This is a genomic window from Flavobacterium sp. GW821-FHT11G01, assembly GCF_058808175.1.
In genome coordinates this window covers 87,293-112,997 of sequence record NZ_JBXARK010000013.1, presented here as the reverse complement: position 1 = coordinate 112,997, position 25,705 = coordinate 87,293, and the positions used below count along the sequence as shown (strand labels likewise).

General features: G+C 32.1%; 24 protein-coding genes. 12 read left to right on the top strand and 12 right to left on the bottom strand.

Translation table 11 applies throughout. The annotated features are described in order from the left end of the window. Window positions 1–34: 34 nt before the first annotated feature. Window positions 35–196 carry a 50S ribosomal protein L34 gene (gene rpmH / locus AC1RRN_RS20010; protein WP_008464848.1) on the bottom strand — a complete coding sequence of 54 codons (162 nt, stop codon included), beginning with the start codon at window positions 194–196 and terminating at the stop codon, window positions 35–37. A gap of 166 nt (window positions 197–362) precedes the next feature. Between rpmH and AC1RRN_RS20005 the strand changes: the two genes are divergently transcribed. After that, the gene (locus AC1RRN_RS20005; RefSeq protein ID WP_026984100.1) at window positions 363–878 is read left to right on the top strand and encodes a hypothetical protein; all 516 of its coding nucleotides are present in this window, start codon (window positions 363–365) and stop codon (window positions 876–878) included. A gap of 268 nt (window positions 879–1,146) precedes the next feature. Here AC1RRN_RS20005 and AC1RRN_RS20000 read toward each other — a convergent pair whose 3' ends face one another. After that, window positions 1,147–1,806, bottom strand: coding sequence for an alpha/beta hydrolase (locus tag AC1RRN_RS20000; RefSeq protein WP_492968990.1), 660 nt, complete (start codon window positions 1,804–1,806; stop codon window positions 1,147–1,149). 282 nt (window positions 1,807–2,088) lie between these two features. On the opposite strand from AC1RRN_RS20000, the gene AC1RRN_RS19995 reads away from it, so the two are divergent. Beyond that, the gene (locus tag AC1RRN_RS19995) at window positions 2,089–2,394 is read left to right on the top strand and encodes a GNAT family N-acetyltransferase (protein ID WP_492968989.1); all 306 of its coding nucleotides are present in this window, start codon (window positions 2,089–2,091) and stop codon (window positions 2,392–2,394) included. A 77-nt stretch (window positions 2,395–2,471) separates the two neighbouring features. On the opposite strand, the gene AC1RRN_RS19990 is transcribed toward AC1RRN_RS19995, so the two are convergent. The 3 genes from AC1RRN_RS19990 to AC1RRN_RS19980 all read right to left on the bottom strand — a co-directional run bounded on the left by AC1RRN_RS19990 (window position 2,472) and on the right by AC1RRN_RS19980 (window position 6,195). Further along, window positions 2,472–4,106 carry an ABC-F family ATP-binding cassette domain-containing protein gene (locus AC1RRN_RS19990; protein ID WP_492968988.1) on the bottom strand — a complete coding sequence of 545 codons (1,635 nt, stop codon included), beginning with the start codon at window positions 4,104–4,106 and terminating at the stop codon, window positions 2,472–2,474. A 296-nt stretch (window positions 4,107–4,402) separates the two neighbouring features. Then, window positions 4,403–5,578: a GlmU family protein gene (locus AC1RRN_RS19985; RefSeq protein ID WP_492968987.1), complete on the bottom strand. Its 1,176-nt coding sequence runs from the start codon at window positions 5,576–5,578 to the stop codon at window positions 4,403–4,405. Window positions 5,579–5,940: 362 nt separating this feature from the next. Then, window positions 5,941–6,195 carry a type B 50S ribosomal protein L31 gene (locus AC1RRN_RS19980; protein ID WP_029272307.1) on the bottom strand — a complete coding sequence of 85 codons (255 nt, stop codon included), beginning with the start codon at window positions 6,193–6,195 and terminating at the stop codon, window positions 5,941–5,943. 248 nt (window positions 6,196–6,443) lie between these two features. On the opposite strand from AC1RRN_RS19980, the gene AC1RRN_RS19975 reads away from it, so the two are divergent. From AC1RRN_RS19975 to AC1RRN_RS19955, 5 genes are all read left to right on the top strand, one after another. Continuing rightward, window positions 6,444–6,974: a DUF4199 domain-containing protein gene (locus AC1RRN_RS19975; protein ID WP_492968986.1), complete on the top strand. Its 531-nt coding sequence runs from the start codon at window positions 6,444–6,446 to the stop codon at window positions 6,972–6,974. Between the two features lie 8 nt (window positions 6,975–6,982). Next, window positions 6,983–7,939 (top strand): glycosyltransferase family 2 protein, encoded by a 957-nt coding sequence (locus AC1RRN_RS19970; RefSeq protein WP_492968985.1) that lies wholly within the window; start codon window positions 6,983–6,985, stop codon window positions 7,937–7,939. A gap of 151 nt (window positions 7,940–8,090) precedes the next feature. Further along, window positions 8,091–9,818: a phospho-sugar mutase gene (locus AC1RRN_RS19965; protein WP_492968984.1), complete on the top strand. Its 1,728-nt coding sequence runs from the start codon at window positions 8,091–8,093 to the stop codon at window positions 9,816–9,818. A 76-nt stretch (window positions 9,819–9,894) separates the two neighbouring features. Next, window positions 9,895–11,724 (top strand): ABC transporter ATP-binding protein, encoded by a 1,830-nt coding sequence (locus AC1RRN_RS19960; RefSeq protein ID WP_492968983.1) that lies wholly within the window; start codon window positions 9,895–9,897, stop codon window positions 11,722–11,724. A 117-nt stretch (window positions 11,725–11,841) separates the two neighbouring features. Further along, a complete protein-coding gene (locus AC1RRN_RS19955) occupies window positions 11,842–12,543 on the top strand; it encodes a hypothetical protein (RefSeq protein ID WP_492968982.1) in 702 nt (233 codons plus the stop codon). A gap of 190 nt (window positions 12,544–12,733) precedes the next feature. On the opposite strand, the gene AC1RRN_RS19950 is transcribed toward AC1RRN_RS19955, so the two are convergent. From AC1RRN_RS19950 to AC1RRN_RS19935, 4 genes are read right to left on the bottom strand one after another with little or no spacing between them, the layout of a single operon-like run. Continuing rightward, window positions 12,734–13,456 (bottom strand): hypothetical protein, encoded by a 723-nt coding sequence (locus AC1RRN_RS19950; protein ID WP_492968981.1) that lies wholly within the window; start codon window positions 13,454–13,456, stop codon window positions 12,734–12,736. A 31-nt stretch (window positions 13,457–13,487) separates the two neighbouring features. Beyond that, window positions 13,488–14,156, bottom strand: a complete 669-nt coding sequence (locus AC1RRN_RS19945; RefSeq protein WP_492968980.1) for a hypothetical protein — start codon at window positions 14,154–14,156, stop codon at window positions 13,488–13,490. Next, window positions 14,153–16,612 carry a TonB-dependent receptor plug domain-containing protein gene (locus AC1RRN_RS19940; RefSeq protein WP_492968979.1) on the bottom strand — a complete coding sequence of 820 codons (2,460 nt, stop codon included), beginning with the start codon at window positions 16,610–16,612 and terminating at the stop codon, window positions 14,153–14,155. Before AC1RRN_RS19940 ends, AC1RRN_RS19945 begins: the two co-directional genes overlap by 4 nt. An 11-nt stretch (window positions 16,613–16,623) precedes the next feature. Continuing rightward, complete coding sequence (locus AC1RRN_RS19935; protein WP_492968978.1) at window positions 16,624–18,306, bottom strand: M23 family metallopeptidase; 1,683 nt, start codon at window positions 18,304–18,306, stop codon at window positions 16,624–16,626. Window positions 18,307–18,486: 180 nt separating this feature from the next. Here AC1RRN_RS19935 and AC1RRN_RS19930 point away from each other — a divergent pair, with 180 nt between their 5' ends. The 3 genes from AC1RRN_RS19930 (at window position 18,487) to rny (ending at window position 20,847) form a co-directional block, all read left to right on the top strand. After that, window positions 18,487–18,777, top strand: a complete 291-nt coding sequence (locus AC1RRN_RS19930; protein WP_492968977.1) for a coiled-coil domain-containing protein — start codon at window positions 18,487–18,489, stop codon at window positions 18,775–18,777. Window positions 18,778–18,782: 5 nt separating this feature from the next. Beyond that, window positions 18,783–19,076, top strand: coding sequence for a cell division protein ZapA (locus AC1RRN_RS19925; RefSeq protein ID WP_026984116.1), 294 nt, complete (start codon window positions 18,783–18,785; stop codon window positions 19,074–19,076). A gap of 208 nt (window positions 19,077–19,284) precedes the next feature. Continuing rightward, window positions 19,285–20,847: a ribonuclease Y gene (gene rny / locus AC1RRN_RS19920; protein ID WP_492968976.1), complete on the top strand. Its 1,563-nt coding sequence runs from the start codon at window positions 19,285–19,287 to the stop codon at window positions 20,845–20,847. 74 nt (window positions 20,848–20,921) lie between these two features. On the opposite strand, the gene AC1RRN_RS19915 is transcribed toward rny, so the two are convergent. The 3 genes from AC1RRN_RS19915 to AC1RRN_RS19905 all read right to left on the bottom strand — a co-directional run bounded on the left by AC1RRN_RS19915 (window position 20,922) and on the right by AC1RRN_RS19905 (window position 24,142). Further along, window positions 20,922–22,442, bottom strand: coding sequence for a PAS domain-containing sensor histidine kinase (locus tag AC1RRN_RS19915; protein WP_492968975.1), 1,521 nt, complete (start codon window positions 22,440–22,442; stop codon window positions 20,922–20,924). Between the two features lie 142 nt (window positions 22,443–22,584). Continuing rightward, on the bottom strand, window positions 22,585–23,481 hold the full coding sequence (gene xerD / locus AC1RRN_RS19910; protein ID WP_492968974.1) for a site-specific tyrosine recombinase XerD: 897 nt from the start codon (window positions 23,479–23,481) through the stop codon (window positions 22,585–22,587). 79 nt (window positions 23,482–23,560) lie between these two features. Beyond that, a complete protein-coding gene (locus tag AC1RRN_RS19905; protein WP_492968973.1) occupies window positions 23,561–24,142 on the bottom strand; it encodes a porin family protein in 582 nt (193 codons plus the stop codon). 425 nt (window positions 24,143–24,567) lie between these two features. Between AC1RRN_RS19905 and AC1RRN_RS19900 the strand changes: the two genes are divergently transcribed. After that, complete coding sequence (locus AC1RRN_RS19900; RefSeq protein WP_492968972.1) at window positions 24,568–25,131, top strand: porin family protein; 564 nt, start codon at window positions 24,568–24,570, stop codon at window positions 25,129–25,131. Between the two features lie 132 nt (window positions 25,132–25,263). Beyond that, window positions 25,264–25,677 carry a type II 3-dehydroquinate dehydratase gene (gene aroQ / locus AC1RRN_RS19895; RefSeq protein WP_492968971.1) on the top strand — a complete coding sequence of 138 codons (414 nt, stop codon included), beginning with the start codon at window positions 25,264–25,266 and terminating at the stop codon, window positions 25,675–25,677. The last annotated feature ends 28 nt before the right edge of the window (window positions 25,678–25,705 follow it).

Below are 25,705 nucleotides of genomic sequence, written 5' to 3'. Positions count from 1 at the left end.
AAAAGTAATCGCCTTATGTATGTTTATACAAACATTATTTTTTGTGTCTAGGCTCGCTAGAAACAGTTAATTTATGTCTTCCTTTTGCTCTTCTACGCGCTAGAACTTTTCTTCCATTCGCAGAAGCCATTCTGTCCATAAATCCGTGCTTATTTCTTCTTTTTCTTTTCGATGGTTGAAACGTTCTTTTGCTCATTGCTTTGTATCTTTAAAATGGTATCTAATATCTCTTTTCTGTTTTTGAATATCGTTATTCTAAAACCGAGTGCAAATATACAAAGACTTTTTTTTCTGGCAAGTACTTTAATAAAAATATTTTTAATTCATTTTACTATATTTGCAATCACAAATATACACCTATTATGTTTAACAAAAATATTAAGCTTATTTTGGCCGGACTTCTTGTAGTTGCTGGCGTTTGGCAATTTACTGAGAGTAATATCGGGAATGGTATTTTCCTTATATTATTGACAGCAATTCCGATTTTTCTTTATTTCAAAAACGAATTCATCCTTTTAGCCTTCCTAAAATTAAGAAAACAAGATTTTGAAGGAGCTAAAAACTGGTTGGCATACATCAAAAATCCGGAATCGGCATTAGTTAGAAAACAACAAGGATATTTTAATTACCTACACGGAATTATGTTATCTCAAACTAATATCAACCAGGCTGAGAAACATTTCAAAAAAGCAATCGAACTTGGATTATCTATGGATATGGATTTAGCAGTAGCTAAATTAAACCTTGCAGGAGTTGCAATGTCACGCAGAAGAAAGCTTGAAGCAACCAATTTATTGAATGAAGCTAAGAAATTAGACAAACAAGGCATGCTGAAAGAGCAAATCACCATGATGAAAGAACAAATGAAGAAAATCTAAACTTCTTTAAATTTCAATATTTAAAATCCCAAATTCCAATTAATGGCGTTTGGGATTTTTTTTATCATTGCGAAAGACGAAGCAATCTCATTTAGAATGTTTTCTTTTTTTGAATTTGGAATTTTAAAATTAGATTAATAATTAGGAGCTATTTCCTGCTGTCCTTCCAATCTTTTGTGCCGAACCCCGGCACAAAAGGATTTTCCCTCCCATCAGGGCTAGGGCACTCTTTTTCATAAGAAGATCTATCCCTATAAAGAAGCTATTACTAATCTTCCAATATAATAGAAGGCAAATTCTCATTAAGCCACTTATATTTATTGAGAATCATGACGTGCGTTCCACCTTTTACAATAATACAACTCTTAATATATTTTATCGGAAAAACATCATCCTTATCACCATGAATATGAATAACATTTTCATCCCTTTGATCTCTGTCCCATAAAATTACATTTTCAACAGCCCATTGCAAATAATTAAGATCACGCATGGCCAAAAACTTCTCATACAGCTTAATGCGTTTGTTTATTTTTTCTCCAAAAGAATATTTTGCAAGATTTTCGATATTCAAAATCAACTTCATCGGAATGAGCTTATACGCTTTTGTCGTTTTTCCAATTTTCATTCTTCTTGGAAATTCCGCATTGCTTCTAACACTCGAAATAATAATTATTTTCCGAACCTGAATATGTTTTGCCATTTCCTGAACCAGAATTCCACCAAAGGAAACACCAATTAAAACCGGATTTTCATGTTTGATGTTTTTACTAATTCGCAGTGCATAATCAGACAATGATTCTTTAGGTTGCGGAATCTCCCATTCCAGCAAACACATTTCGAAAACAGATTCATCTAATTTAATTCTTTCAAAAATGGTTGAGCTTGCAGCCAAACCAGGCATAAAATATACAGGAATTTTACTCATTTGCTAGAAAAGGAATTTTAATTACAGATTTCAATTTCAAGTTAAATTTACTTTTTTTACCAATATACACAGCAAATCTTACACCATAATTCAACATTAAAACAAATAAAATTAAAAAATAAAGAATTAGGTAATCGATTGAAAAAATAATTTCATATTGAAAATCAAATGATTACCTTTGTATGCCAAATGATTTGTATTCAATCTTCTCCACAAGAAGTTTGAGCGAATTAAACCCTAATCTATATAAACATTTTTAACCTACTAAAAACATGTAAAATTATGGAACCTATTGCAACAATTATGGAAATCAAAGACAACACTTTCGCAAGACAATTTGAAACCATAACCCCCGAAGGACTAATTTCTGTTGAGTATTCATTTCAGGAAAAGAAAATTTTCCTAACCAAAATCAATACTCCCGAAGGTTTTGAAAATCAAGAATTGATTAATTCATTACTTAAAAGCATTATGGAAATTGTAAGTGAAAAGAAATTCAAATTAATGCCTATCCATACAAAAATTGCACTTTTTATCAAAAAAAATCCAAAGTATAAAGAATTACTTCCTCCGGGAATTAGAATTTAATTTCACCATTTCTTTCCGCAAAATAAAAAAGCACAAGAATCATCTTGTGCTTTTTCGTTTTTATATAGGTTGAAAAATTATTTTTCAATCTCTTTCATAGAATCCATTTTTTTATGTGCTAAGAAACCAGCCACATCTTCAAAATGTTCTTTTACTCTTTTGTTTCCAAATTCAAATACTTTAGTTGCTAATCCATCAAGGAAATCACGGTCGTGGGAAACCAGAATTAAAGTTCCGTCGAAATCACGCAATGCATCTTTAATAATATCTTTAGTTTTCATATCTAAGTGATTCGAAGGCTCATCCAGAATCAACAAGTTAACTGGCTCTAGCAATAATTTTATCATTGCCAAACGCGTTTTTTCTCCTCCGGAAAGTACTTTTACTTTTTTGGTAATATCATCACCCTGAAACATAAAAGCTCCCAGAATATTTTTAATCTGAGTTCTAACATCACCAACAGCAATATTATCAATAGTTTCAAAAATAGTAGCATTTTCATCTAACAATGAAGCCTGATTTTGAGCAAAATATCCAATTTGAGAATTATGACCAATATCAACACTTCCTTCATCAATACCAATTTCTTTCATGATCGCTTTGATCATGGTTGACTTTCCTTCCCCGTTTTTACCAACGAAAGCAACTTTCTGACCTCTTTCGATAACAATATTCGCATCTTTAAAAACCACATGATCTCCATACGATTTAGACAAATCTTTTACCACAACAGGATATTGTCCTGAACGCGCCGCCGGAGGGAATTTTAATTTTAACGCAGAGTTATCTACTTCATCAACCTGAACAATAACTAATTTTTCCAGCATTTTAACACGAGACTGAACCGCATCGGTTTTAGAAAATGTTCCTTTAAAACGATCAATAAAAGCTCTGTTATCCGCAATCATTTTTTGCTGCTCATCATAAGCTTTTTGCTGATGGATACGACGGTCTTTTCTTAATTCTAAATAATGAGAGTATTTCGCTTTGTAATCGTAAATTCTTCCCATTGTAACCTCGATAGTACGATTTGTAATATTATCTACAAACGCTCTATCGTGCGAAATCACCACAACAGCCTTAGCCTGATTTAATAAAAATTCCTCTAACCACTGAATACTTTCGATATCCATGTGGTTCGTTGGCTCATCCAGTAAAATTAAATCTGGTTTTTGCAAAAGGATTTTCGCAAGCTCGATACGCATTCTCCATCCTCCTGAAAATTCAGAAGTCTGACGCGTAAAATCTTCACGTTCAAAACCTAAACCAACTAAAATTTTCTCAACTTCGGCTTCATAATTTACTTCTTCAATAGCATAATATTTCTCGCTTAAGTCAGAAACTCTTTCGATCAATTTCATGTATTCGTCACTTTCATAATCAGTACGAACCGTTAATTGCTCGTTGATTTCGTCAATTTCGGCTTTCATTTTAAAAATCTCACCAAAAGCTTTTGATGCTTCTTCCATTACAGTCGAACCATCTTTAGTCAATAAATGCTGAGGCAAATAAGCCACAACAGCATCTTTTGGAGTCGAAATACTTCCGGTTGAAGGTTTGCTTTGACCTGCAATTATTTTTAAAAGTGTCGATTTTCCCGCACCATTTTTACCCATAAGGGCAATTTTATCATTTTCATTTATAGCAAAAGAAACATCGCTAAATAATGTAGTTCCACCAAACTGAACCGAAATATCGTTAACTGTAATCATTTAGATTTTTTAGATTTTAGACTGCTTAGATTATTAGACTTCTTAGCAAGTGTTTTTTTGAAGGTGCAAAGATAGATTTTAATTAGATAATGTGCCAATGAGAGAATTAGAAAATGTGACAATTTGATAATTAGATAATTTTGAAAATCTATAACAAAACAAAAATATATTTTCATTCTATTTTTAAACTGGACTTCAGTCCAGTTTAAAGACATGCAAAAAACAAAACCCGACAGGTTTTAAAAACCTGTCGGGTTACAAAAATTATCTAATTTTCAAATTGACTAATTATCTAATTAATCTTTTCTCCACTTTTTAGTTTCTTCAAAAATATGCTCTAAGATTGCAGATTCTGTTTCGTCGAAATCAATATTTCTTCTTCCCATAACCAATTTCGCGGTTTCAAAAGCTTTTTTAGTTACATACGTTGTAAAACCTGCAGCTCCTCCCCAAGAAAAACTTGGAACAAAATTACGAGGAAAACCGCTTCCAAAAATATTAGCGCTAACTCCTACTACAGTTCCCGTATTAAACATGGTATTAATTCCACATTTACTATGATCTCCCATCATTAAGCCACAAAACTGAAGTCCGGTTTTAGCAAAACCTTCTGTCTCATAACTCCATAATTTCACTTCTTCGTAATTGTTTTTTAGATTCGAATTGTTGCTGTCTGCACCAATATTACACCATTCACCCAAAACAGAATCACCTAAAAATCCGTCATGCCCTTTATTTGAATTTGCAAAAAGTACCGAATTTTTAACTTCTCCTCCTATTCTTGATCCAGGACCAACTGTGGTTGCTCCGTAAACTTTAGCATTCAGTTTTACCTGCGCATTTTCGCATAAAGCAAAAGGTCCACGAATTACGGTTCCTTCCATAATTTCGGTATTCTTACCTATATATATAGGACCGTTTGAAGCATTCAGTGTTACAAATTCCAATTTCGCCCCTTCTTCAATGAAAATATTTTCCGGAGAGATAACATTTACACTTTTTGGAATTGGCTGTGATTTTCTGTCTTCCGTTAAGAAAGCAAAATCAGCACGAATGGCAGCATCATTTTTTGAAAAAATATCCCAGGTATGTTCTACTGTAAGACACTCGTCATTATATTGAATGATTTCATAAGAATCGAAATCAACTTCTTCCTGATTTTCAGTTGTAAAAAAAGCAATTACATCATCTCCCTTAAAAATGGCCTGGTTTTCTTTTAAATCAGAAACCATTTCAGCAAGCGTATCATTTGGTAAATACGCTGCATTTATCATCACATTTTCTTCCATTTCCACCATCGGAAATTTGGCCGCTAAATAATCTTCTGTAATAGTTGTTATGGTTGAGCCCAAACGTGCTTCCCATTTTTGACGAATCGTCATGATTCCGATTAAAATATCAGCCACTGGCTTTGTAAAAGTAAAAGGCAATAAAGCATTCCGGACTGGACCGTCAAAAAGAATATAATTCATAAATAAAAAATTTGGTACTTGTTAAAATCTTGATTTGGTTATCAGGTTCAAAGTTACAAATATTTATGGGTTTGACTGAAAAGCCTTCTATTCAAAATAAGAAAATAATTGCTTTTTTAATTATAGAGAAACATGATTTTCATATTGCTAATAATTTAACCACAAAGTTCGCAAAGATTTTTTCCGTTAGTATGTTTAGAAAACACAAAGATCACAAAGCTTTGTATCGATTTGACTTTGCGAACTTTACCTTTTTTTTATAAAAACCAAACAGCAAGATCTTTGCGTACTTTACGTTAAATTTTACAATCCATAAAAAAAGCCTTCCGATTGGAAGGCTTTTGTATAAGTAAAAACAGTTATTAGTTTTTAACGTGTTTTGCATATTTAGTTTTGAACTTGTCAATACGTCCTGCAGTATCGATAAGTTTAGATTTACCAGTATAAAAAGGGTGAGATGTTCTAGAAATCTCCATTTTTACAACTGGATACTCAACTCCGTCAACTTCAATTGTTTCTTTTGTATCTGCAGTAGATTTAGTGATAAAAACTTCGTCATTTGACATGTCTTTAAATGCAACTAATCTGTAATTTTCTGGGTGAATTCCTTTTTTCATCTTTTCTTTTATTTATTGTTTAGAGCATTTTTATTTTGAAGCTTTTCCATGGTTAGAAAAAGGTGTAAACAAAGGATACTCTTTTTTGTTTAAAAATTTAATTATTTTTGAGTGTGCAAATTTACAATTCTTTTTTAATAAACAAACATTTAGCTTACTTTTTTTAGTAAAATTCAAAAAGCTTTTTTTATCTGCGATTATATTGGGAATTGTTATATTTGTGGATTAATTTTAAAACATATAGAAATATGATTAATGAAGTTATAAAAAAGAACGGGATTACTTACGGAATTATCTTAGGTGTTATCCTTGCATTAATTACCGCTACAATTTACGCAATTGACCTAAAATTATTCGTTTCTGGCTGGATTGGAGCATCCACATTCGTGGTTTATTTAGTTATTGGCATCGTATTACTTATAAATACAAAGAAAGAGTTAAATGGGTTTTACTCTTTCAAAGATGCATTTACAACTTTTTTTATTGCCACTTTTATTGCTCTTTTAATTTCAACATTATTCAGCGTTTTATTATTTAATGTAATTGACCCTGGTGCAAAAGAAACTATCGGCGAATATCTTGTAAAATATATGGCTGAAACACTTCAAAAATTTGGGACACCTGCCTCAGCCATAAATGAAGCTTTGGCAAAAATAAAACAAACCAGTCCTTTTTCAACTTTAGAACAACTTAAAGGATTCGTTTTCAGCCTTGCCCTTTACTCTATTTTAGGATTAATTTTAGCAGCATTTTTTAAAAGCAAAACTACTCAAGAATAAAAAAATAAATGAATTTATCTATACTTATACCGCTTCTAAACGAGGAGGAATCACTGCAAGAACTCTATTCGTGGATTATTAAAGTGATGCAATCTAACAATTACTCTTATGAAATCATTTTTGTAGATGATGGTAGTACAGATGATTCTTGGAATATTATTGAAAGTTTTTCAAACGAAAACCCGAATGTAAAAGGAATTCGTTTCATGAAGAATTTTGGCAAATCTCAGGCTTTACACGCTGGTTTTGCAAAAGCTAAAGGTGATGTTATTATTACCATGGATGCCGATTTACAAGACAGTCCGGATGAAATTCCGGGATTGTTTGAAATGATTACCAAAGAAAAATTTGATTTGGTTTCTGGTTGGAAAAAGAAACGTTACGACTCTGTTGTGGCAAAAAATCTGCCTTCAAAATTATTTAATTGGGCGGCTAGAAAAACTTCAGGAGTAGAATTGAATGATTTTAACTGCGGTTTAAAAGCATACAAAAATACAGTTGTAAAAAACATCGAAGTATCTGGCGAAATGCACCGATACATTCCGGTTTTGGCAAAAAATGCCGGTTTTAATAAAATTGGAGAAAAGGTTGTTATACATCAGGCTCGTAAATATGGCGAAACCAAATTTGGAATGGAGCGTTTTATAAACGGTTTTCTCGATTTGATTACAATTTGGTTTTTATCAAGATTCGGAAAAAGACCTATGCACTTATTTGGCGCAATGGGTTCACTAATGTTTATTATCGGATTTTTATTGGCGGGTTATATTGGTATTTCAAAGCTATACCATATGTACAATGGAATGAAATATAGTCTGATCACCAGCAATCCTTGGTTTTTCATTGCTTTGACGACTATGATTTTAGGAACGCAATTATTTTTAGCAGGCTTTCTTGGTGAAATTATTTTGCGAACTAAAAACAATGAATCTCGTTATAAAGTAGCCCGAGAGGTTAATTTTTAACGTTTACTACAAATACGATGTTCCTAAATCTTTTGGAACATCATATTTGTTAGCATAATACACTTAAAAGATAAAGTTTTCTGATAATTATGAAACAGGAATATTCCTTAAAAAATCTTATCTTTAATTAAAACATTAAAAAAATATTTACATGAATATAGCACCTAATATTTTGAATGCTGTAAACGAATGGTTGACTCCAACATTTGACAAAGAAACACAAGCGGCGGTTAAAGAATTAATGACAACGTCGCCTAAAGAACTTGAGGAAAGTTTTTATAAAAACCTTGAATTTGGTACCGGCGGAATGCGCGGTGTTATGGGCGTTGGGAACAACAGAATTAACAAATATACGCTTGGAAAAAACACTCAGGGTTTATCTGATTATTTACATGAAGTTTTTCCTAACCAGCCTTTAAAGGTTGTTATTGCTTATGATTGTCGTCATAACAGTAATACATTAGCTAAAGTTGTAGCAGATGTTTTCTCTGCAAATGGAATCCAGGTTTATTTGTTTTCAGATTTACGACCGACTCCGGAATTGTCTTTTGCACTTAAATATTTAGGTTGTCAATGCGGAATTGTTCTTACAGCTTCACATAATCCACCAGAATATAATGGCTACAAAGTATATTGGGAAGATGGCGGGCAAATTGTACCTCCACAAGACGCTGCCATTATTAATGTTATCGAAAATTTAGGCTACGATAAAATCAAGTTTGATGCAAATGAAAGCCTAATTAAATATATTGATACTGAAATCGATAAAGCTTTTGTAAAATCGTCTATTGAAAATGCCAGTTTTAATACTCCGGCCGAAGCAAAAGATAATTTACAAATTGTATTTACTTCATTACATGGTACTTCTATAAAATCTATTCCGGATACTTTATCTCAGGCAGGTTATAAAAATGTACATATTGTACCTGAACAAGCCATTCCTGATGGAGATTTTCCAACGGTAAAATCACCAAATCCTGAAGAGCCTGAGGCTTTGACTATGGCTCTGGCATTAGCCGATAAAACAAATTCTGATATTGTTGTAGGAACTGATCCTGATTGCGATCGCCTTGGTGTTGCCGTTAGAAATAACGATGGTGAAATGATTTTGCTTAACGGAAATCAGACTATGGTTTTGATGACTTCTTTTTTATTGAAACAATGGAAAAAAGCAGGCAAAATTAATGGCAAACAATTCGTAGGATCTACTATTGTTTCGACTCCAATGATTATGGAATTGGCTACAAGTTATGGCGTTGAATGCAAAGTTGGATTAACAGGTTTTAAATGGATCGCTAAAATGATCAAAGATTTCCCGGAACTACAATTTATTGGTGGTGGCGAAGAAAGTTTTGGTTTTATGGTTGGCGATGCCGTTAGAGATAAAGATGCTGTTGCAGCTACCTTATTAATCTGCGAAGTTGCCGCTCAGGCAAAAGCAGCCGGAAGCTCTGTTTACAAAGAACTTTTACAACTGTATGTTGAAAATGGTTTTTATAAAGAATTTTTGGTTTCACTGACTAAAAAAGGAATGGAAGGTTTGGAAGAAATTAATCAGATGATGATTGATTTGCGTAAAAATCCTTTGAAAGAAATCAGCGGACAACGTGTAATTATGGTCGAAGATTATCAATCATCAATTGCATTGAATTTATTGACAGGTGAAGAATCTACAATGGATATCCCGAAATCTAACGTATTGATTTATTATACTGAAGATGGTTCTAAAATTTGCGCAAGACCAAGCGGAACGGAACCAAAAATCAAATTCTACATCAGTGTAAATGCTGAATTAGATTCAGTTGAAAATTTTGATGCTGCCGAAAGCTTCTTAGACGAAAAAATACAAAATATCATTGCAGGAATGCAATTGAAATAATAGAATAATTATACAATTTTAAAAAAACCCGATATGTTTCTATAACTATCGGGTTTTAATGGTAAAAAGCACCTAAATGAGTAATTTCAAAAAAATAGTTCCTTTTATATATCCGTATAAAAAATATGCATTCTTAAACATCTTTTTTAATGTTTTGTATGCACTTTTCAGCACACTTTCGTTTGTGTCGTTAATTCCGATGATTCAGGTTTTGTTTGACCAAACCAAAAGAAACACAATCGAACCAGTTTACACAGGAATTTGGGAAATTAAAACATACGCTGAAAATTATTTAAGCTATTTCATTACTCATATTACAGACACTTATGGCGTTGGATACACTTTAGGAATTATGGTAAGCGGAATCATTTCAATCTTTTTATTAAAGAACTTAGCTGATTATTTAGCTATGTTTTTCATTAATTTTCTTCGGAATGGAATTTTGAGAGACATGAGAAATGCATTGTATAAGAAAACGCTGGAATTGCCTTTGGCTTTTTATTCAGAAAAAAGAAAAGGTGATGTGATTTCCAGAATTTCTGCAGATGTAAACGAGGTTCAAACTTCATTTCTGGCTATTTTGGAACTTATCATAAAAGAACCTTTAACGATTATTTTTACGATCGCAACCATGTTTGCTATTAGTGCGAAACTGACTCTTTTTGTCTTCATTTTTATTCCAATTTCAGGATATCTAATTTCTTTAATTGGAAAACAGCTTAAAAAACAATCTTCAAGAGCACAACAAGAACAAGGTCAATTTTTATCAACTATTGAAGAGACTATTGGCGGACTCAAAGTGGTAAAAGGATACAATTCTGAAAACTATTTCAATAACGTTTTCCAAAACTCAACGGAACGTTTTTTCAAATTATCAAATAGTATTGGAAATCGTCAAAACTTAGCATCACCTGCAAGTGAGTTTATGGGAATCACTGTAATCGCTATTTTACTTTGGTACGGAGGTCAAATGGTTTTAATTGACAAAACGCTGGCAGGAGCTTCATTTATTGCTTATATGGGATTGGCATATAATATTCTAACACCAGCAAAAGCAATTTCAAAAGCATCATATGGCGTAAAAAGAGGAAATGCAGCAGCTGAACGTGTTCTTGAAATTTTAGAACAGGAAAATACCATTACTTCAAAAGATAATGCAATCGAAAAAACAACTTTCGACAACAATATCACAGTTCAGAATATTAACTTTAAATATGAAGATGAAACTGTTTTAAAAGACTTTTCACTAGAAATTAAAAAGGGACAAACTGTGGCTCTAGTTGGACAATCCGGAAGTGGAAAAAGTACCATTGCAAATTTACTAACTCGCTTTTATGATGTGAATGACGGAACAATTTCGATTGACGGAATCAACATCAAGGATATGAATTTACAATCTCTTCGCAGCTTAATGGGATTGGTTACACAAGACAGCATTTTATTTAATGATACAATCAAGGCTAATATTGCCTTAGGAAAATTAGATGCTACTGATGATGAAATTATTGAAGCATTGAAAATTGCAAACGCTTTCGAATTCGTAAAAGAATTACCTTTAGGAATCTACACCAATATTGGTGATAGCGGTAACAAACTTTCAGGAGGTCAAAAACAACGTTTATCTATTGCCAGAGCGGTATTAAAAAACCCTCCAATTATGATTTTGGATGAAGCAACATCTGCATTGGATACGGAAAGTGAAAAATTTGTTCAGGTTGCCTTGGAGAATATGATGCAAAACAGAACTTCGATCGTAATTGCACACAGACTTTCAACCATTCAAAAAGCAGATGTAATTGTAGTGATGCAAAAAGGAAAAATTGTTGAACAAGGAACTCACGACCAATTAATAGCTCATAACGGCACTTATAACAAATTAGTTACAATGCAATCTTTTGAGTCTTAAAGATTAAAAAACTCATTCACATAGACACAGATTTAAGGAAAAAATTAAAACTATATTTAATTCCTTTAATCTGTGTTTAATTTTCTAACTTTATGTAGATTATTTAACTTTCTAAAAATGTATCTTAATAATCCAAACATAAAACTTCCTGACGACCCCAATACTATTGTCTGGAAATACCTTGACTTATCTAAATTTCTTGATTTACTACTCTCGAAAAAGTTATTCATGTCTCGTTCTGATAAATTCGAAGATCAGTATGAAGGCACTTTTAGCGAACCTACTTTTGAAGAGATCAAGAAACTGGCCATAGACAATCCCGACTTTTTAAAATATTACAAAACGCAACGCGAACAGGTTGCTATTAGCAGTTGGCATATCAATGAATACGAATCGTTTGCTATGTGGCAGATTTTTACTCAAAACAGTGAAGGATTAGCCATTCAATCCACAATTGGGAGAATGCAAAAAGCATTGAAACCAGAAAATAATTTCGATCAGTATATTGGAGAGGTAAATTATATCGACTACAGAAAAGAATATATTCCGTTTGACGATTTATTCTTTCCGTTTTTATTTAAACGAAAAAGCTTTCAGTATGAACGTGAAGTTCGAATTCTAACTGATACTTCAAAAAGTGCTATAAAACTAAATGACGGCTTAAAAATCAATGTTGATATTAATCAATTAATAGAAAAAATATACATTCATCCTAAATCAGAAAACTGGTATAAAAAACTGGTTATTGAATTAGTAGAGCGTTTAGGGTTTGGTTTTGAAATCGAGAAATCAGATTTAGAAAGCGACATTTTAATCTAAGTTGCTAAGTTCCTAAGGTTCTGAGATACTAAGGTTTTTTTAATCTTTAAAATAGTAAAGCCAATTAAAAATAATTTTTAATTGGCTTTACTATTTTTGTTATTGATCTAAAATAAAAGAAATTTTTTTAATCTCTTTAATCTGTGGCAAAAAAAAACTCAGAACCTTAGTATCTTAGGAACTTAGCATCTTAGATAGGTTTATAATTTTTAACCTCCCATTTTTTAGAAGCCAGATCAATATAATTGTAATGTAAAACATCGTTTTTATCGAATTGTCCATTCTGGTTGGTATCTTCAATAGTTCTAAAGTACAAACGATTTTTAGATTCGATTAAACTCCAATCCACTAATTCCTGAAGATCTGAGGAAACTTTAGTGAAATTTTCCCCACTGATATCACTTAAATACAATGTTTTAATATCACCTGTATCTATTTTTCCATCTTTATTGGTGTCAGAATCCGTTAGAGTGTACACCATAATTTTATTCTGAGTTTTATCTGCAACTGTTTTCAAGTAAGTAGCAGTTAAAATCAAAACTGGTTTATCAGAAAGAGGACGGATAGAATCTGAGTCAACTCTTTGAAACTTAAGGTTTTGTAAATAACCTGTAATTTCAAATTCGCCCAGGTTTGAGATAGTAAAACTAACATCATTTACACTCGAAGACCCGTAACGTGCTTTTGTTCCTCTTTCAAAAACTCTTAAATCTCCAACCGGATGAATTAAATAATTCGTTCCTTCCATCTGAATTGGCAAATCAGCCACTTCTATCTGCGTTGAATCTGTTTTCGCTACTACTTTTGCCTTATTTGAAGCATCATAAATTACTTTTGGCTTCTGAGTATCGTCTTTACAACTCACTACTGTTCCGATGATTACTAAGGCGATATATTTTAAATAGTTTTTCATTTACAAAGATTATATTCAATTATCAAATATACTATTTTTGATTGTAATTCTGGTTTTTATTGAATTTTACTAAAGCAAGTATATTGAGAAACACAAGACCAGAATAACCAAGAAAAAGTAACTTCCATTTTTCTTTAAAAAAAGAAATTTTAAATTCACGCTCCTCTTCTTCCTTTTTTGCTTTTTGCTCCCAATAAGCATTCCGCCTCATTACTTCTAACGTACCACAATTCATTGTATTATATTTAGTAGTATCTTTTACTTTTTTACAACTATTACTACTTCCTAAAATATAAATATCATTTTCATTTATTATCCAAGTCGGAGCATTCTCCTCAACCAAAATATCAATAGTCCTAATAAAAACATCGTAATTCGTTTTTAAACCAAAGTGCATTTTAATTCCATTTATTGTGTCTTTATCATTTGCTAGTTTTCGAAGATAAACCTGCATATCTTTTAACTTCTTCTGTTCAGAAAACTCACTTCCATTAAAATTAAATACTTTATATTTTCGCAGACTTGGAATTTTATACTCAAAAAAAAACTCTTTATTAGGCATATTCAAATTGATCGCACCATAAACTTCAAACGCATCAGTTTTATAAAAATGATAAAAACAGAACAAAGGAATAAAAACCAGGGAAATCATTCCCGGAACGTAAAAAATCTTCTTTCTTTTTTCACGTTTTTCTGTCATAACCTCGCATTCAATTTTATATTAAAAACCCGCGAAGTCATATAATTTGGAATCGCATATTGATTTTTAGAATATACATCTCTAACCCAGGTATTGGTTATTGCATTTTGGTTATTGAAAAGATTGAAAATTTCAAATCCAACAGATAATTCTTTAAAACCTTTCAACCAATTTGCTTTAGCGGTTTTGGTAGTGCTATCCACAAAAACTTTAGCAAAACCAACATCTGCCCTTCTGTAATCATTTAATCTATTTTGATACAAATACGGATCTGAATACGATGGTGCACCGCCTGGAAGGCCAGTATTGTAAACTAAATTCAGATACAATTTCACACTTGGAATATTTGGCATATAATCTTGAAATAACATGGCAAATTTTAAACATTGATCAGTTGGTCTGGCGATATAACCTCTGTTTTCGTAATTTTCTTCGGTTTTCAAATAACCAAAACTAACCCAGGATTCAGTTCCCGGAACAAATTCTCCATTCAGTCTAAAATCCAAACCTTGTGCGTATGCTGTTGCATTATTATTGGCAATATATCGAATTCGGACATTATCTATCGAATAGACATTTACATCTGAAAGTGATTTATAATAGACTTCCGTAACCCATTTGAAAGGGCGATTCCACATCTTAAAATTGTAATCATTACTCAAAACAATATGCACCGATTCTTGTGCTTTCACATTCGGATTCACAACTCCATTTACATCTCGAAGTTCTCGATAAAAAGGTGGCTGATAATAAATCCCTCCAGAAAGCCTAAAAACCATATCCATGTCCCAGTCTGGTTTTATAGCAAACTGCGCACGTGGACTAAAAACGGTCTGATTTTTACCTTCAACCGCTGCGCCAGAAACAGTCCAACTCTGAAAACGAGCACCAACATGATACCAAACCTGACTAGAACCTATTTCTGTTTTCTGATTCCATTGTGCATAACCAACAATTCTGTTTACAGTATTAAAATTGGTCGCACGAACATCCTGATATGGTAAAAGTGGTCCGGTATACGATTGATAAGGCTGATTATTTTTAGGCAAAATAACCAAGGGAGGATTTATAGAAAATCCAGCCGAATCAATTACTTCCCACTCCACTACTCTGTCACGAATAGATTCTCGGGTATATTTTAAACCAAATTCTAACTGACTATCATTCTTCCATTCCTTAAATCCTTTAATTTCAACATTTGCAATTAAAGCATCCAAATCATTTCGCGCATGATTGAGCTGAGAACCTATTCCGCGTGTAAAATCAATTGCATCCGGAGTTCCATCTTCCGTAACATTTCCTAAACGATATTGTGCCAAAATATCAAAATGTTCTTGCTCTGTTGTATGAAACAACGAACCAATTAACTTTAAAGTGAAATCCGGAGTAACTTTATAAGTAGTTTTAAGCGCTCCAAAATAAGTATCATATTGATCTTTCTCCTGCCCTTCGTAATAAACATTCAGCTCCATTGGCTGGTCTATCGTTCCGAATCTAGTTTCACGCGTTAAAGGCTGATATAAATATTTATTTTGAGAAATGTTTCCTAAAAAACTCATTTGCCATTTTTTAGAAATATCATACGTAATATTGGTTTGAATATCAGCAAAAACAGGAGTATAATTCGTTTCTGTATCCTGACTATTTACCAGCAAACTATTGTTTCGATAGCGAATTCCGGTTACAGCAGACCATTTTTTATTTTTAGAAACTAAATCAACCGCAGCACTTGCACCTAACAAACTGGCTTCAAAAGCAGCACCAAACTGAGTTGGCTTTCTATATGTAATATCTAAAACTGATGACAATTTATCCCCAAATTTAGCTTCAAATCCTCCGGCAGAAAAATCTACATTCTGAACTAAATCGGTGTTTGTAAAACTTAAACCTTCCTGTTGTCCTGAACGAATTAAAAACGGACGATACACTTCAACTTCATTTACATAAACTAAATTTTCATCATAATTACCGCCACGAACTGCATATTGTGTACTCAATTCATTATTAGAATTTACACCTGGTAAAGTTTTTAGAATATTTTCGATTCCGGCATTTGCTCCGGGAATCTTTTTAATTGTCGCAACATCTATTGTAGTGATTCCCTGAACTCTTTTTTTATTTTTAGAAGACACAAACACTTCTCCCATTTGTTCTTCAGAATTGTTCATTACCGGATTAAAAACGAAAACTTCATTCGGTTTTAAACTCACGGTAAGGCTCATCATTTTTAAAGAAATATGTGTAAAAATCAAGGATATTTTTTTATGTGAAGGAACTTCAATTTCAAAATATCCATTTGAATCTGACTGGGCAATATTTCCTAAAGCTGCAATATTCACATCTGAAACCGGACGGTTTTCCTGATCTAAAATAATACCTTTTACATGTGCATTCTGAGCAAATGTAACGCAGCTGCAAAGAAAAAGAAAAACAAATATTAACTTACGATGGTTCAAATGTTGTGGTTTTATTTTTGTTGACTTCTAAAAAAATGAGTTTCAAAGATAGCAGAATTACCCACATTATCAATCACTTCAATTTTTAAATCATTTGCCCCTTCAGCCAATAATGTATCATCAAACTTGTGCGTTATTTTTCTTGTTTTGTTATCATATTCAAATAAAATCCAATTTCCGTTTAAATATCCGTTATATGATTTAATTCCTGATGAGCTATCACTTATTGTAAACTGAATTGTTTTCATATCACTAATCCATTTATCCTGAATTGGTTTAGTAATTTTAATTGTTGGAGCAATTGTATCCAACACCAAACCAAATTGCCCTAACGTTTTAGACTTGGCTGTAAAAACATCATTTTTTCTGGTTGTTGCATTATAACCGCCGCTTCTTCCTATAAAAACTTTATCTCGCAATGCTTCTGAATAGGTACTATCCTTTATTGTAATTGTAAAGTTAGAATGAACCGGCACAACATCATCATGAATATAGATTTTATTATTCTTTACATCAAAATTCAGATTAAAATCATCATAAAAAGTTCCTGCTGGTAAAAACACAGACATGTTCTCTTTTTCAAAGTTGTAATCTTTATTGACTTTTATAAAATAAGGAGATGTTACAGGTTCAGCTTTTACAACCGGTGTTGCCGTATCATATTCAACAGGCACCGTAATAGAACTTAAATTTCCGAAATAATCTGAAACTTCAATACGATACGTTGAAACTAAATTTGGTTCAACCGGAATAATTCCATGAAGCGAATCTGTTTTTATGATACTTAATGCAAAAGGCGTTTTCATGAAAAGTTTTTGTACGCGCTGTCCTGATTTTTTATATTTAGCATAATCTATCAAAGCGTTTACGTAACGCATTTCATCAAAGGAATAAGTATTAAACTGATAATTATAATTTTGATTTCCGTTGACGAAAGTTGAGACATTAAAAACGCCATTTTTATTTCCTGAAACATCGTCAAAATCAACTGCATTAATTCCGAAACCAATTTTTCCGTTGGCTTTCACTTTACTTGCTAAATAAGTACCGTCTTTCTGAAGCGAAACATTCAACAATAAAGGTTGTTGCGATTGATTAACCGTAGTGTTATCCATTGGATAAACATATAAACTCGAAATTGTTGGTTTTTTTGTGTCTTTTATGTTTCTATCATATCCAAAAAATATTGGATTAATAACAAACTCCGATTTTGTATCTCTTATTTCAAAATGCAAATGTGGGCCTTCTGATGAACCCGTATTACCTGAAAGCGCAATTAATTGTCCTTTTGTAACGGGTAATTCACCTGGTTTTGGAAACATTTCGATTTCAAATGCTTTTTCTTTATAATGTGTTTTCTGAACATACTCTTCAATTGCACCAATAGTCGTCTGCAAATGTCCATATACCGATGTATAGCCATTTGGATGCGTGATATAGATACATTTACCATTACCAAAAGTCGAAATTTTTATTCTTGACACATATCCTTCAGCAACTGCATAAACATTCAATCCTTCCCTTTGATTGGTTTTTAAATCGAAACCTGCATGAAAATGATTCGGTCTCAACTCACCAAAATTTCCAGAAAGTTGCATTGGAATATCTAATGGCGGATCAAAATAATCTTTAGGATATTGAGTCTGGGCAAAAATAAACTGGCAAAATAATAGGGTAAGTACTGAAAATCTCATAAGCAACATTTTTGCTAAGATAAAAAAATAACAGGCTAAATCCGACGATAATTAAGACAAAAACACAATTGATTGAATTTCATTTATTTGTCTATTTTTAATGCAAAAAAATCGATAAAAAATTGCATTAATAAAAAGGAATACTAACTTTGTATGATTAAGTAATGAATAGGATTTATAATGAGTGTAATTGCAGAAATAATTGATACTCTTGAATATAAGGTCGAAAAGCTTTTTGAAAAATCAAAAGGCCTTGAGAAAAGCAATCAGGAATTACGATTACAATTAGCCAAAGCTGCGCAAATCATCCAGAAACAATCTGAAGAAATGGAAGCTTTGAAGAAGCAATATGATACACTTAAAATAGCCAATTCGTTGCTTGGCAGCGACAATAACAAGAGAGAGACAAAGCTTAAAATAAATTCATTAATTCGCGAAATTGATTACTGTATAGCACAACTATCAGATTAAAAAACATGGACGGAAAGCTTAGAATCAAAATATCAATTGCAGACAGAGTTTACCCGTTAACGGTTGAACCAGTTCAGGAAGAAGGACTTAGAAGTGCTTCTAAGAAAATTGATGCTATGATCAAGCAATTCGAAGAAAGTTACGCGGTTCGTGATAAACAAGATGTATTGGCTATGTGTGCATTACAATTTGCATCACAGGTTGAACAAAAACAAATTGATAACGCGATTGATGGCGAGGAAACCATCGAAAGAATTAAAAGATTAAATTCGCTATTAGATCAATATCTCGAAAATTAAACGTTCTTTACAGAAACTAAGATACTGCCTACATTAGTTCACAATTGGTAAACTCAACACTAACAATTTAGAATGAGCAAATCGTCGCTACTATAGTATGCCATGCTTCGGCTTGGAAACTTGAACAGTGAGTTAGCTCAAAACTTGTCTTTACGAGTTTATTCAAGCAATTAATGTAGGCTTTTTTTATATATAAATTTAAACAAACATGGACATCATAACGATCATTATTTCAGGTATTATAGGTATTGCAGCAGGTTTTGGAATAGCTAAAATTATCGAAAAAAGCAATATTTCTAATCTCATCAAAAACGCAAAAAAAGAAGCAGCTTCCATTTTAAAAGATGCTAATTTAGAAGCAGAAAATATTAAAAAAGATAAAATCCTTCAGGCAAAAGAACGTTTTATCGAATTAAAATCAGAACACGAACAAGTTATTTTGGCCAGAGACAAAAAAGTAGCTGAAGTAGAAAAAAGAGTTCGAGATAAAGAATCACAAATATCAAATGAGCTTTCTAAAGCTAAAAAAGTAAATGATGATTTTGAAGCTAAAACATTAGAATACAACAACAAAATAGAAGTCTTAGATAAAAAACAAACTGAAGTTGACAAACTACACAAAAGTCAATTACAACAGTTAGAAGTAATTTCAGGACTTTCTGCCGAAGAAGCAAAAGAGCAATTAGTTGAAGGCCTAAAAGCCGAAGCTAAGAGCAAAGCTATGTCTCATATTCAAGACACAATTGAAGAGGCGAAGCTGACAGCGCAACAAGAAGCTAAAAAGATTATTATCAACACCATTCAAAGAGTTGGAACAGAAGAAGCAGTAGAGAATTGCGTTTCTGTATTTAACATTGAATCTGATGACGTAAAAGGTAGAATCATTGGTCGTGAAGGTCGTAACATTAGAGCTCTTGAAGCTGCAACCGGAGTTGAAATCATTGTTGATGACACACCAGAAGCTATTATCCTTTCTTGTTTTGATCCTGTTCGTAGAGAAATTGCTCGTTTGTCGTTGCACAAATTAGTAACCGACGGACGTATTCACCCGGCACGAATTGAAGAGGTTGTTGCTAAAACAGCTAAACAAATTGACGACGAAATTATTGAAGTTGGTAAACGTACAGTTATAGATTTAGGAATTCACGGTTTACACCCTGAATTAATAAAAGTTGTAGGTAGAATGAAATACCGTTCTTCTTACGGACAAAACTTATTACAACACTCAAGAGAAGTTTCTAAACTTTGTGGTATTATGGCTGCCGAATTAGGCTTAAATGTAAAATTAGCTAAAAGAGCTGGTTTACTTCACGATATTGGTAAAGTACCAGATACTGAAAGTGATTTGCCACACGCATTATTAGGTATGCAATGGGCGGAGAAATATGGTGAAAAAGAAGAAGTTTGTAACGCAATTGGAGCTCACCACGATGAAATCGAAATGAAATCATTATTATCTCCGATCATTCAGGTTTGTGATGCCATTTCAGGTGCAAGACCAGGTGCAAGACGTCAGGTTTTAGATTCTTATATCCAACGTTTGAAAGATCTTGAAGAAGTAGCTTACGGATTTACAGGTGTTAAAAATGCTTATGCAATTCAGGCTGGTAGAGAACTTCGTGTAATAGTAGAAAGCGAAAAAGTTTCTGATGATAATGCAGCAAACTTATCTTTCGAGATTTCACAAAAAATCCAAACTGAGATGACTTATCCAGGTCAGGTGAAAGTAACAGTAATTAGAGAAACCAGAGCAGTTAATATTGCGAAGTAATCTCATTCTTATAAAAACAATAAAGGCTATCTTTTTAAGATAGCCTTTATTGTTTTTATACTAAATTTCAGCTCTTACAAATCGCTGAATATAATCTTAAAACTTGTCCCTACTCCTACTTCACTTTCAACAGAAATATTTCCTTTCATCGCTTCTATTTGATTTCTGGTAATATATAAACCAATGCCACGTGCTTCTTCATGTTTATGAAAGGTTTTATACATTCCAAATAAAAGATCGCCGTGAATAGCCAAATCGATACCCAAACCATTATCTGTAATTTTTAATGATTTTTGACCTTCAGGTTCAATCGCAAAATCAAAAACAACAATTGGATCCCTATCCGGATGAGCATACTTTATCGCATTCGTAGTAAAATTCAATAAAACACTTTCAAGATAAGCCGGATTAAAATTGATAGTCAAATAATTAGGAACATTATTTACAATCGTAACATTCTTCTGTTTATCATATCCCTTTATTGTTGTAATCGTTTTTTCGATATACTCGCAAAGTTTCAACGGAACAACAGCAATGTTAATATTGCTTTGTGTTTTTACTATTTGCGTCAAATTCGAAATAGTATCATTCAAATCATTAGAAACAGTTCTTAAATGCACCAACATTTCGTTGACTGTCTGTTTGTCAACATCGGCATCAATAAAGTCCAAAATTGACTTTATATTTCCTGCCTGTGTATTTAAATTATGTGAAACTATATGCGAAAAATTCAATAAACGACTGTTCTGATCGCTGTATAATTTCATCGTTTTTATAAGTTCAAGCTCTTTTTCTTTCTGCAAAGAAACATCAGTATGAGTTCCTAATACACGCAATGGCTTTCCGTTCTCATCACGTTTAATCACTTTACCGCGATCCAAAATCCATTTGTAATTACCACTCGAAGTCATTACGCGATGGTAATTTTCGTAATAAGGTATTTTATTATCAAAATGTTCCTGAATATCTGAATAATATTTTGGAAGATCATCAGGATGAACAATTTTATCCCAACGTTCCGGATCATCAAATATATCTGTTGATTCTAATTCCAGAATTTTAAGCGACAATGAAGAATAAAAAACACTATTAGTAACCATATCCCAATCCCAAACACCAACAGTTGAAGCGTCAAGGGCAAACTGAAATCGTTCTTCAGAAATTCGAAGTCTTTCTTCTTTATCTTTCAAATCAGTAATATCAGAAAGATGTCCAAAAAAACTAACGTTATCATCAGAAGATTTTTCTGTTTTAGAAGAAACTTTAAACCAACGCAAACCTTTTTTAGGCAAAACAGCTCTGAATTCTATTTCCCAAGGTTTCACTTCCTTGCGTGCTTTAACTAAAGATTGAAAAAAAAGTTCTCTGTCAGAAGGAAAAATTCTATCGTATACAATGAACTTAATATCATTTGTAAACTCCGTCGCAGAAATCTCAAACATATCATCAGCCGATTTACTGACAAGCGGAAAAGAGTAATTATTATCTTTGTCTATGACAAATTGAAAAAGCAAATCGGGCATTTCTGCCAATAATTTTTTATAAAAATTATTAACTTCTAAGCAATCATCATTTCCATACAAATCAAAAACCATATATTACTTATTTATGTACATTGAATAATTAAAACAAACAATTAAAAGCAAAAAGCGCAGTTCGTCGACTTTATCTGTATTTAACAGAATATATCATACAAGATATTAATTTTTGAATTAAAACGCCAAATCTCAAAAAAAATTATCTCCTCGGATGATAAGAATACATCACTTCTTTTAAAAAACTTCTGTCCAGATGAACATAAATTTCAGTAGTTGTAATCGATTCATGACCAAGCATTAATTGAATAGATCTTAAATCGGCTCCATTTTCTAACAGATGTGTTGCAAAAGAGTGACGTAGTGTATGCGGGCTAATATTTTTTTTAAGACCAATTTTCACAGCCAAATCCTTTATAATAGTAAAAATCATAGCGCGTGTTAATTGATTTCCTCTTCGATTTAAAAATAGGGTATCTTCACAGCCTTTCTTAATCGTTAAATTCACTCTAATTTCATTCTGATAAATCTGCATGTATTTCTGCGTCAATTTTCCGATCGGAACAAAACGCTCTTTATTTCCTTTTCCGGTAATTTTTATAAACCCTTCATCAAAAAATAAATCAGAAATTTTAAGAGAAACGAGTTCTGAAACCCGAAGTCCGCAACCGTATAAAGTTTCCAACATAGCACGATTTCGTTCACCTTCATTTGAACTTAAATCAATTGCCGCAATCAAAGCATCAATTTCCTGAACAGCTAAAGTGTCCGGTAATTTACGGCCGGTTTTTGGCGTTTCAATTAATTCTAAAGGATTATCAGCTCTATAATCTTCAAAAACTAAATAATTAAAAAAACTTTTTAATCCCGAAATAATTCGAGCCTGAGAACGTGGATTTACTTCTTTTGAAACGGCGTAAATAAATTGTTGTACCGTTTCATCCGTAATTTTCAATGGCGAAACTTCTATTTTATTCACATCTAAAAAAAGACAAAGTCTTTCAATATCGAAACCGTAATTCTCAATAGTATTTTTAGACAAACCTCTTTCGATTCGTAAATACGATTGATAATCCTTTATGTATCTGTTCCAATTCATATTTACAAAGTAAATGATTTTTAGGCATAAAAAAACCTTCCTGAATGAGGAAGGTTTTTAAATATCTTTTAGAAAGGTATTAGAATTTATAAGCTAAAGACAACGCAAGGTTACTATTTTTAGCACTGTCATAATAATCATCTGCATTATCAATATCGTCATCAGAAAGTGGAGATAAACCAATAGTATAACGAAGACCCGCTGAAAAATTATCTGTGAAATTATATCCAGCTCCAATGTTAAAACCAAAATCTACTGATCTGGTAAAATCCTTAATATCATCACCTTCTGCTTTAGCTGACAATAGAAGACCTAATTGTGGCCCTGCTTCAACACTAAATTTTTTATCTACAATATAATACTTAGCCAATACAGGAATATTCAAGTAATTTAGTTTAATATCTCCATCAGCTCCAAAAGGACCATCAACTTTAGTACCTTGAGTCGAGAACAAAAGCTCTGGTTGTATAAAAAACTTCTCAACAACATGAATTTCTGCAAAACCTCCAACGTGAAAACCTACAAGAGATTTAGTATCTTCAACATCTCCTCCAACTACAGTGGAAATATTAAGACCTCCTTTTATTCCAAACCTTGTTTGTTGAGCATTTGTAAATCCAAATGCCAATACTGCAATCGCAACTAAAAAAATTTTTTTCATTTTTTATTTGATTTTGGGTTAAAATTTAATTAATCAAATATAGAAATATACTTATTAAAAAATAATTTGCATTTTAATAAATAAAAACTGTAATTAAAGGCGAATCCTACGAAATGAAATCTGTTTTTTAATTAACTATCTAATCTTTAATTATTTCAAAAATTCCTTAGAAATATGATTCAGTAAAGCATTTTATAATTTCTCCTAAACTCATTGATAAAATCAATTTCTGTTAAAATTAAAAATTTAACCATTTAAAAACACAAGAATAACTACCACAAATAGAACACTTTATAAGGCTTTAAATGAAAAACATGAGAAATATATTAATTATTTGAGGTTTTACGTAAAACAATAAATTCTTAAATCTGTAGTTTTGATTTATATAACATTAAAAAATAATACCAATTTTTAAAAACAATTTTATGAAAAAGATACTTTTAGCAGCTGTACTGTTCATTGCAACATCAGCTACAATACAAGCCCAATTATTAAAACTTGGAGTTAAGGCAGGGGTTAACTTTGCAAGCCAAACTGGAGATGCATTTCCTAATCAACCTATTGATAAAAACGGAATAACAAATTTTCACGCTGGTTTAGTTGCTGAGATTAAATTAATGGAAAAATTCTCAATTCAACCAGAACTTTTATATTCAACGCAAGGTGCTTCTTATAAATTTGAGGAAATTAACCAAGAATTCAAAAATGAATTAGCCTATTTATCTATTCCTGTAATGGCTAAAATCTATATGACAAAATCATTAAGTTTAGAAGTAGGGCCGCAAGCTTCATTTTTGTTAAACCAAAAAGACGATGTACGTTTTGATGATGCTAGTACATTTGACTTTGCCATCAATGCTGGATTGGGTTTAAAAATCACAGAAAGTATTTTTATCCAGGGTCGTTATAGCTTAGGACTGACTGAGGCTTCAGAAAATGCAGATATCAAAAATTCAACCGTACAATTATCAGCCGGATTCATGTTCTAAAAAGAATATCACATAGTTTTATAAAAACCGTTCTATTAATTGGAACGGTTTTTTTATTTTTACGTACTGGTGAAATGTATTCTGTAAAATGTAAAATGGAATCATAGCACACTAATAAAATTTAAATCATTTATGAAAATCTGCATTATCAACGGACCCAATTTGAATCTTTTAGGAAAAAGAGAACCAGAAGTTTACGGAAGCCAAACTTTTGAAGATTACTTTGAAAGATTGGAACATAAATTTCCAAACGTTGAACTTTCTTATTATCAAAGTAATATTGAAGGCGAATTGATTGGAAAAATTCAGGAAGTTGGTTTTACATTTGATGGAATTATTTTGAATGCCGGTGCTTATACGCATACTTCGATAGGTTTGGGCGACGCTATGAAAGCTATTACAACTCCGGTAATCGAAGTTCATATCTCGAATACTTATGCACGCGAAAGCTTCAGACATCAATCCTATTTGTCAGGAAATGCAAAAGGCGTTATTTTAGGTTTTGGATTAAAAAGCTACGAATTAGCTATTCAGTCTTTTTTATAATTCTTTATTTAACAAATTATTAATAACC

Excerpts from the sequence above, each read along its gene's own strand:
- AC1RRN_RS19960 (WP_492968983.1), top strand. The coding sequence starts at position 9,895 with ATGAGTAATTTCAAAAAAATAGTTCCTTTTATATATCCGTATAAAAAA.
- AC1RRN_RS19965 (WP_492968984.1), top strand. The coding sequence starts at position 8,091 with ATGAATATAGCACCTAATATTTTGAATGCTGTAAACGAATGGTTGACT.
- aroQ (WP_492968971.1), top strand. The coding sequence starts at position 25,264 with ATGAAAATCTGCATTATCAACGGACCCAATTTGAATCTTTTAGGAAAA.
- AC1RRN_RS19970 (WP_492968985.1), top strand. The coding sequence starts at position 6,983 with ATGAATTTATCTATACTTATACCGCTTCTAAACGAGGAGGAATCACTG.
- rpmH (WP_008464848.1), bottom strand. The coding sequence starts at position 196 with ATGAGCAAAAGAACGTTTCAACCATCGAAAAGAAAAAGAAGAAATAAG.
- AC1RRN_RS19995 (WP_492968989.1), top strand. The coding sequence starts at position 2,089 with ATGGAACCTATTGCAACAATTATGGAAATCAAAGACAACACTTTCGCA.
- AC1RRN_RS19915 (WP_492968975.1), bottom strand. The coding sequence starts at position 22,442 with ATGGTTTTTGATTTGTATGGAAATGATGATTGCTTAGAAGTTAATAAT.
- AC1RRN_RS19975 (WP_492968986.1), top strand. The coding sequence starts at position 6,444 with ATGATTAATGAAGTTATAAAAAAGAACGGGATTACTTACGGAATTATC.
- AC1RRN_RS19900 (WP_492968972.1), top strand. The coding sequence starts at position 24,568 with ATGAAAAAGATACTTTTAGCAGCTGTACTGTTCATTGCAACATCAGCT.
- AC1RRN_RS19925 (WP_026984116.1), top strand. The coding sequence starts at position 18,783 with ATGGACGGAAAGCTTAGAATCAAAATATCAATTGCAGACAGAGTTTAC.
- AC1RRN_RS20000 (WP_492968990.1), bottom strand. The coding sequence starts at position 1,806 with ATGAGTAAAATTCCTGTATATTTTATGCCTGGTTTGGCTGCAAGCTCA.
- AC1RRN_RS19955 (WP_492968982.1), top strand. The coding sequence starts at position 11,842 with ATGTATCTTAATAATCCAAACATAAAACTTCCTGACGACCCCAATACT.
- AC1RRN_RS19930 (WP_492968977.1), top strand. The coding sequence starts at position 18,487 with ATGAGTGTAATTGCAGAAATAATTGATACTCTTGAATATAAGGTCGAA.
- AC1RRN_RS19980 (WP_029272307.1), bottom strand. The coding sequence starts at position 6,195 with ATGAAAAAAGGAATTCACCCAGAAAATTACAGATTAGTTGCATTTAAA.
- rny (WP_492968976.1), top strand. The coding sequence starts at position 19,285 with ATGGACATCATAACGATCATTATTTCAGGTATTATAGGTATTGCAGCA.
- AC1RRN_RS19945 (WP_492968980.1), bottom strand. The coding sequence starts at position 14,156 with ATGACAGAAAAACGTGAAAAAAGAAAGAAGATTTTTTACGTTCCGGGA.
- AC1RRN_RS19905 (WP_492968973.1), bottom strand. The coding sequence starts at position 24,142 with ATGAAAAAAATTTTTTTAGTTGCGATTGCAGTATTGGCATTTGGATTT.
- AC1RRN_RS19935 (WP_492968978.1), bottom strand. The coding sequence starts at position 18,306 with ATGAGATTTTCAGTACTTACCCTATTATTTTGCCAGTTTATTTTTGCC.
- AC1RRN_RS19950 (WP_492968981.1), bottom strand. The coding sequence starts at position 13,456 with ATGAAAAACTATTTAAAATATATCGCCTTAGTAATCATCGGAACAGTA.
- AC1RRN_RS20005 (WP_026984100.1), top strand. The coding sequence starts at position 363 with ATGTTTAACAAAAATATTAAGCTTATTTTGGCCGGACTTCTTGTAGTT.
- AC1RRN_RS19990 (WP_492968988.1), bottom strand. The coding sequence starts at position 4,106 with ATGATTACAGTTAACGATATTTCGGTTCAGTTTGGTGGAACTACATTA.
- xerD (WP_492968974.1), bottom strand. The coding sequence starts at position 23,481 with ATGAATTGGAACAGATACATAAAGGATTATCAATCGTATTTACGAATC.
- AC1RRN_RS19985 (WP_492968987.1), bottom strand. The coding sequence starts at position 5,578 with ATGAATTATATTCTTTTTGACGGTCCAGTCCGGAATGCTTTATTGCCT.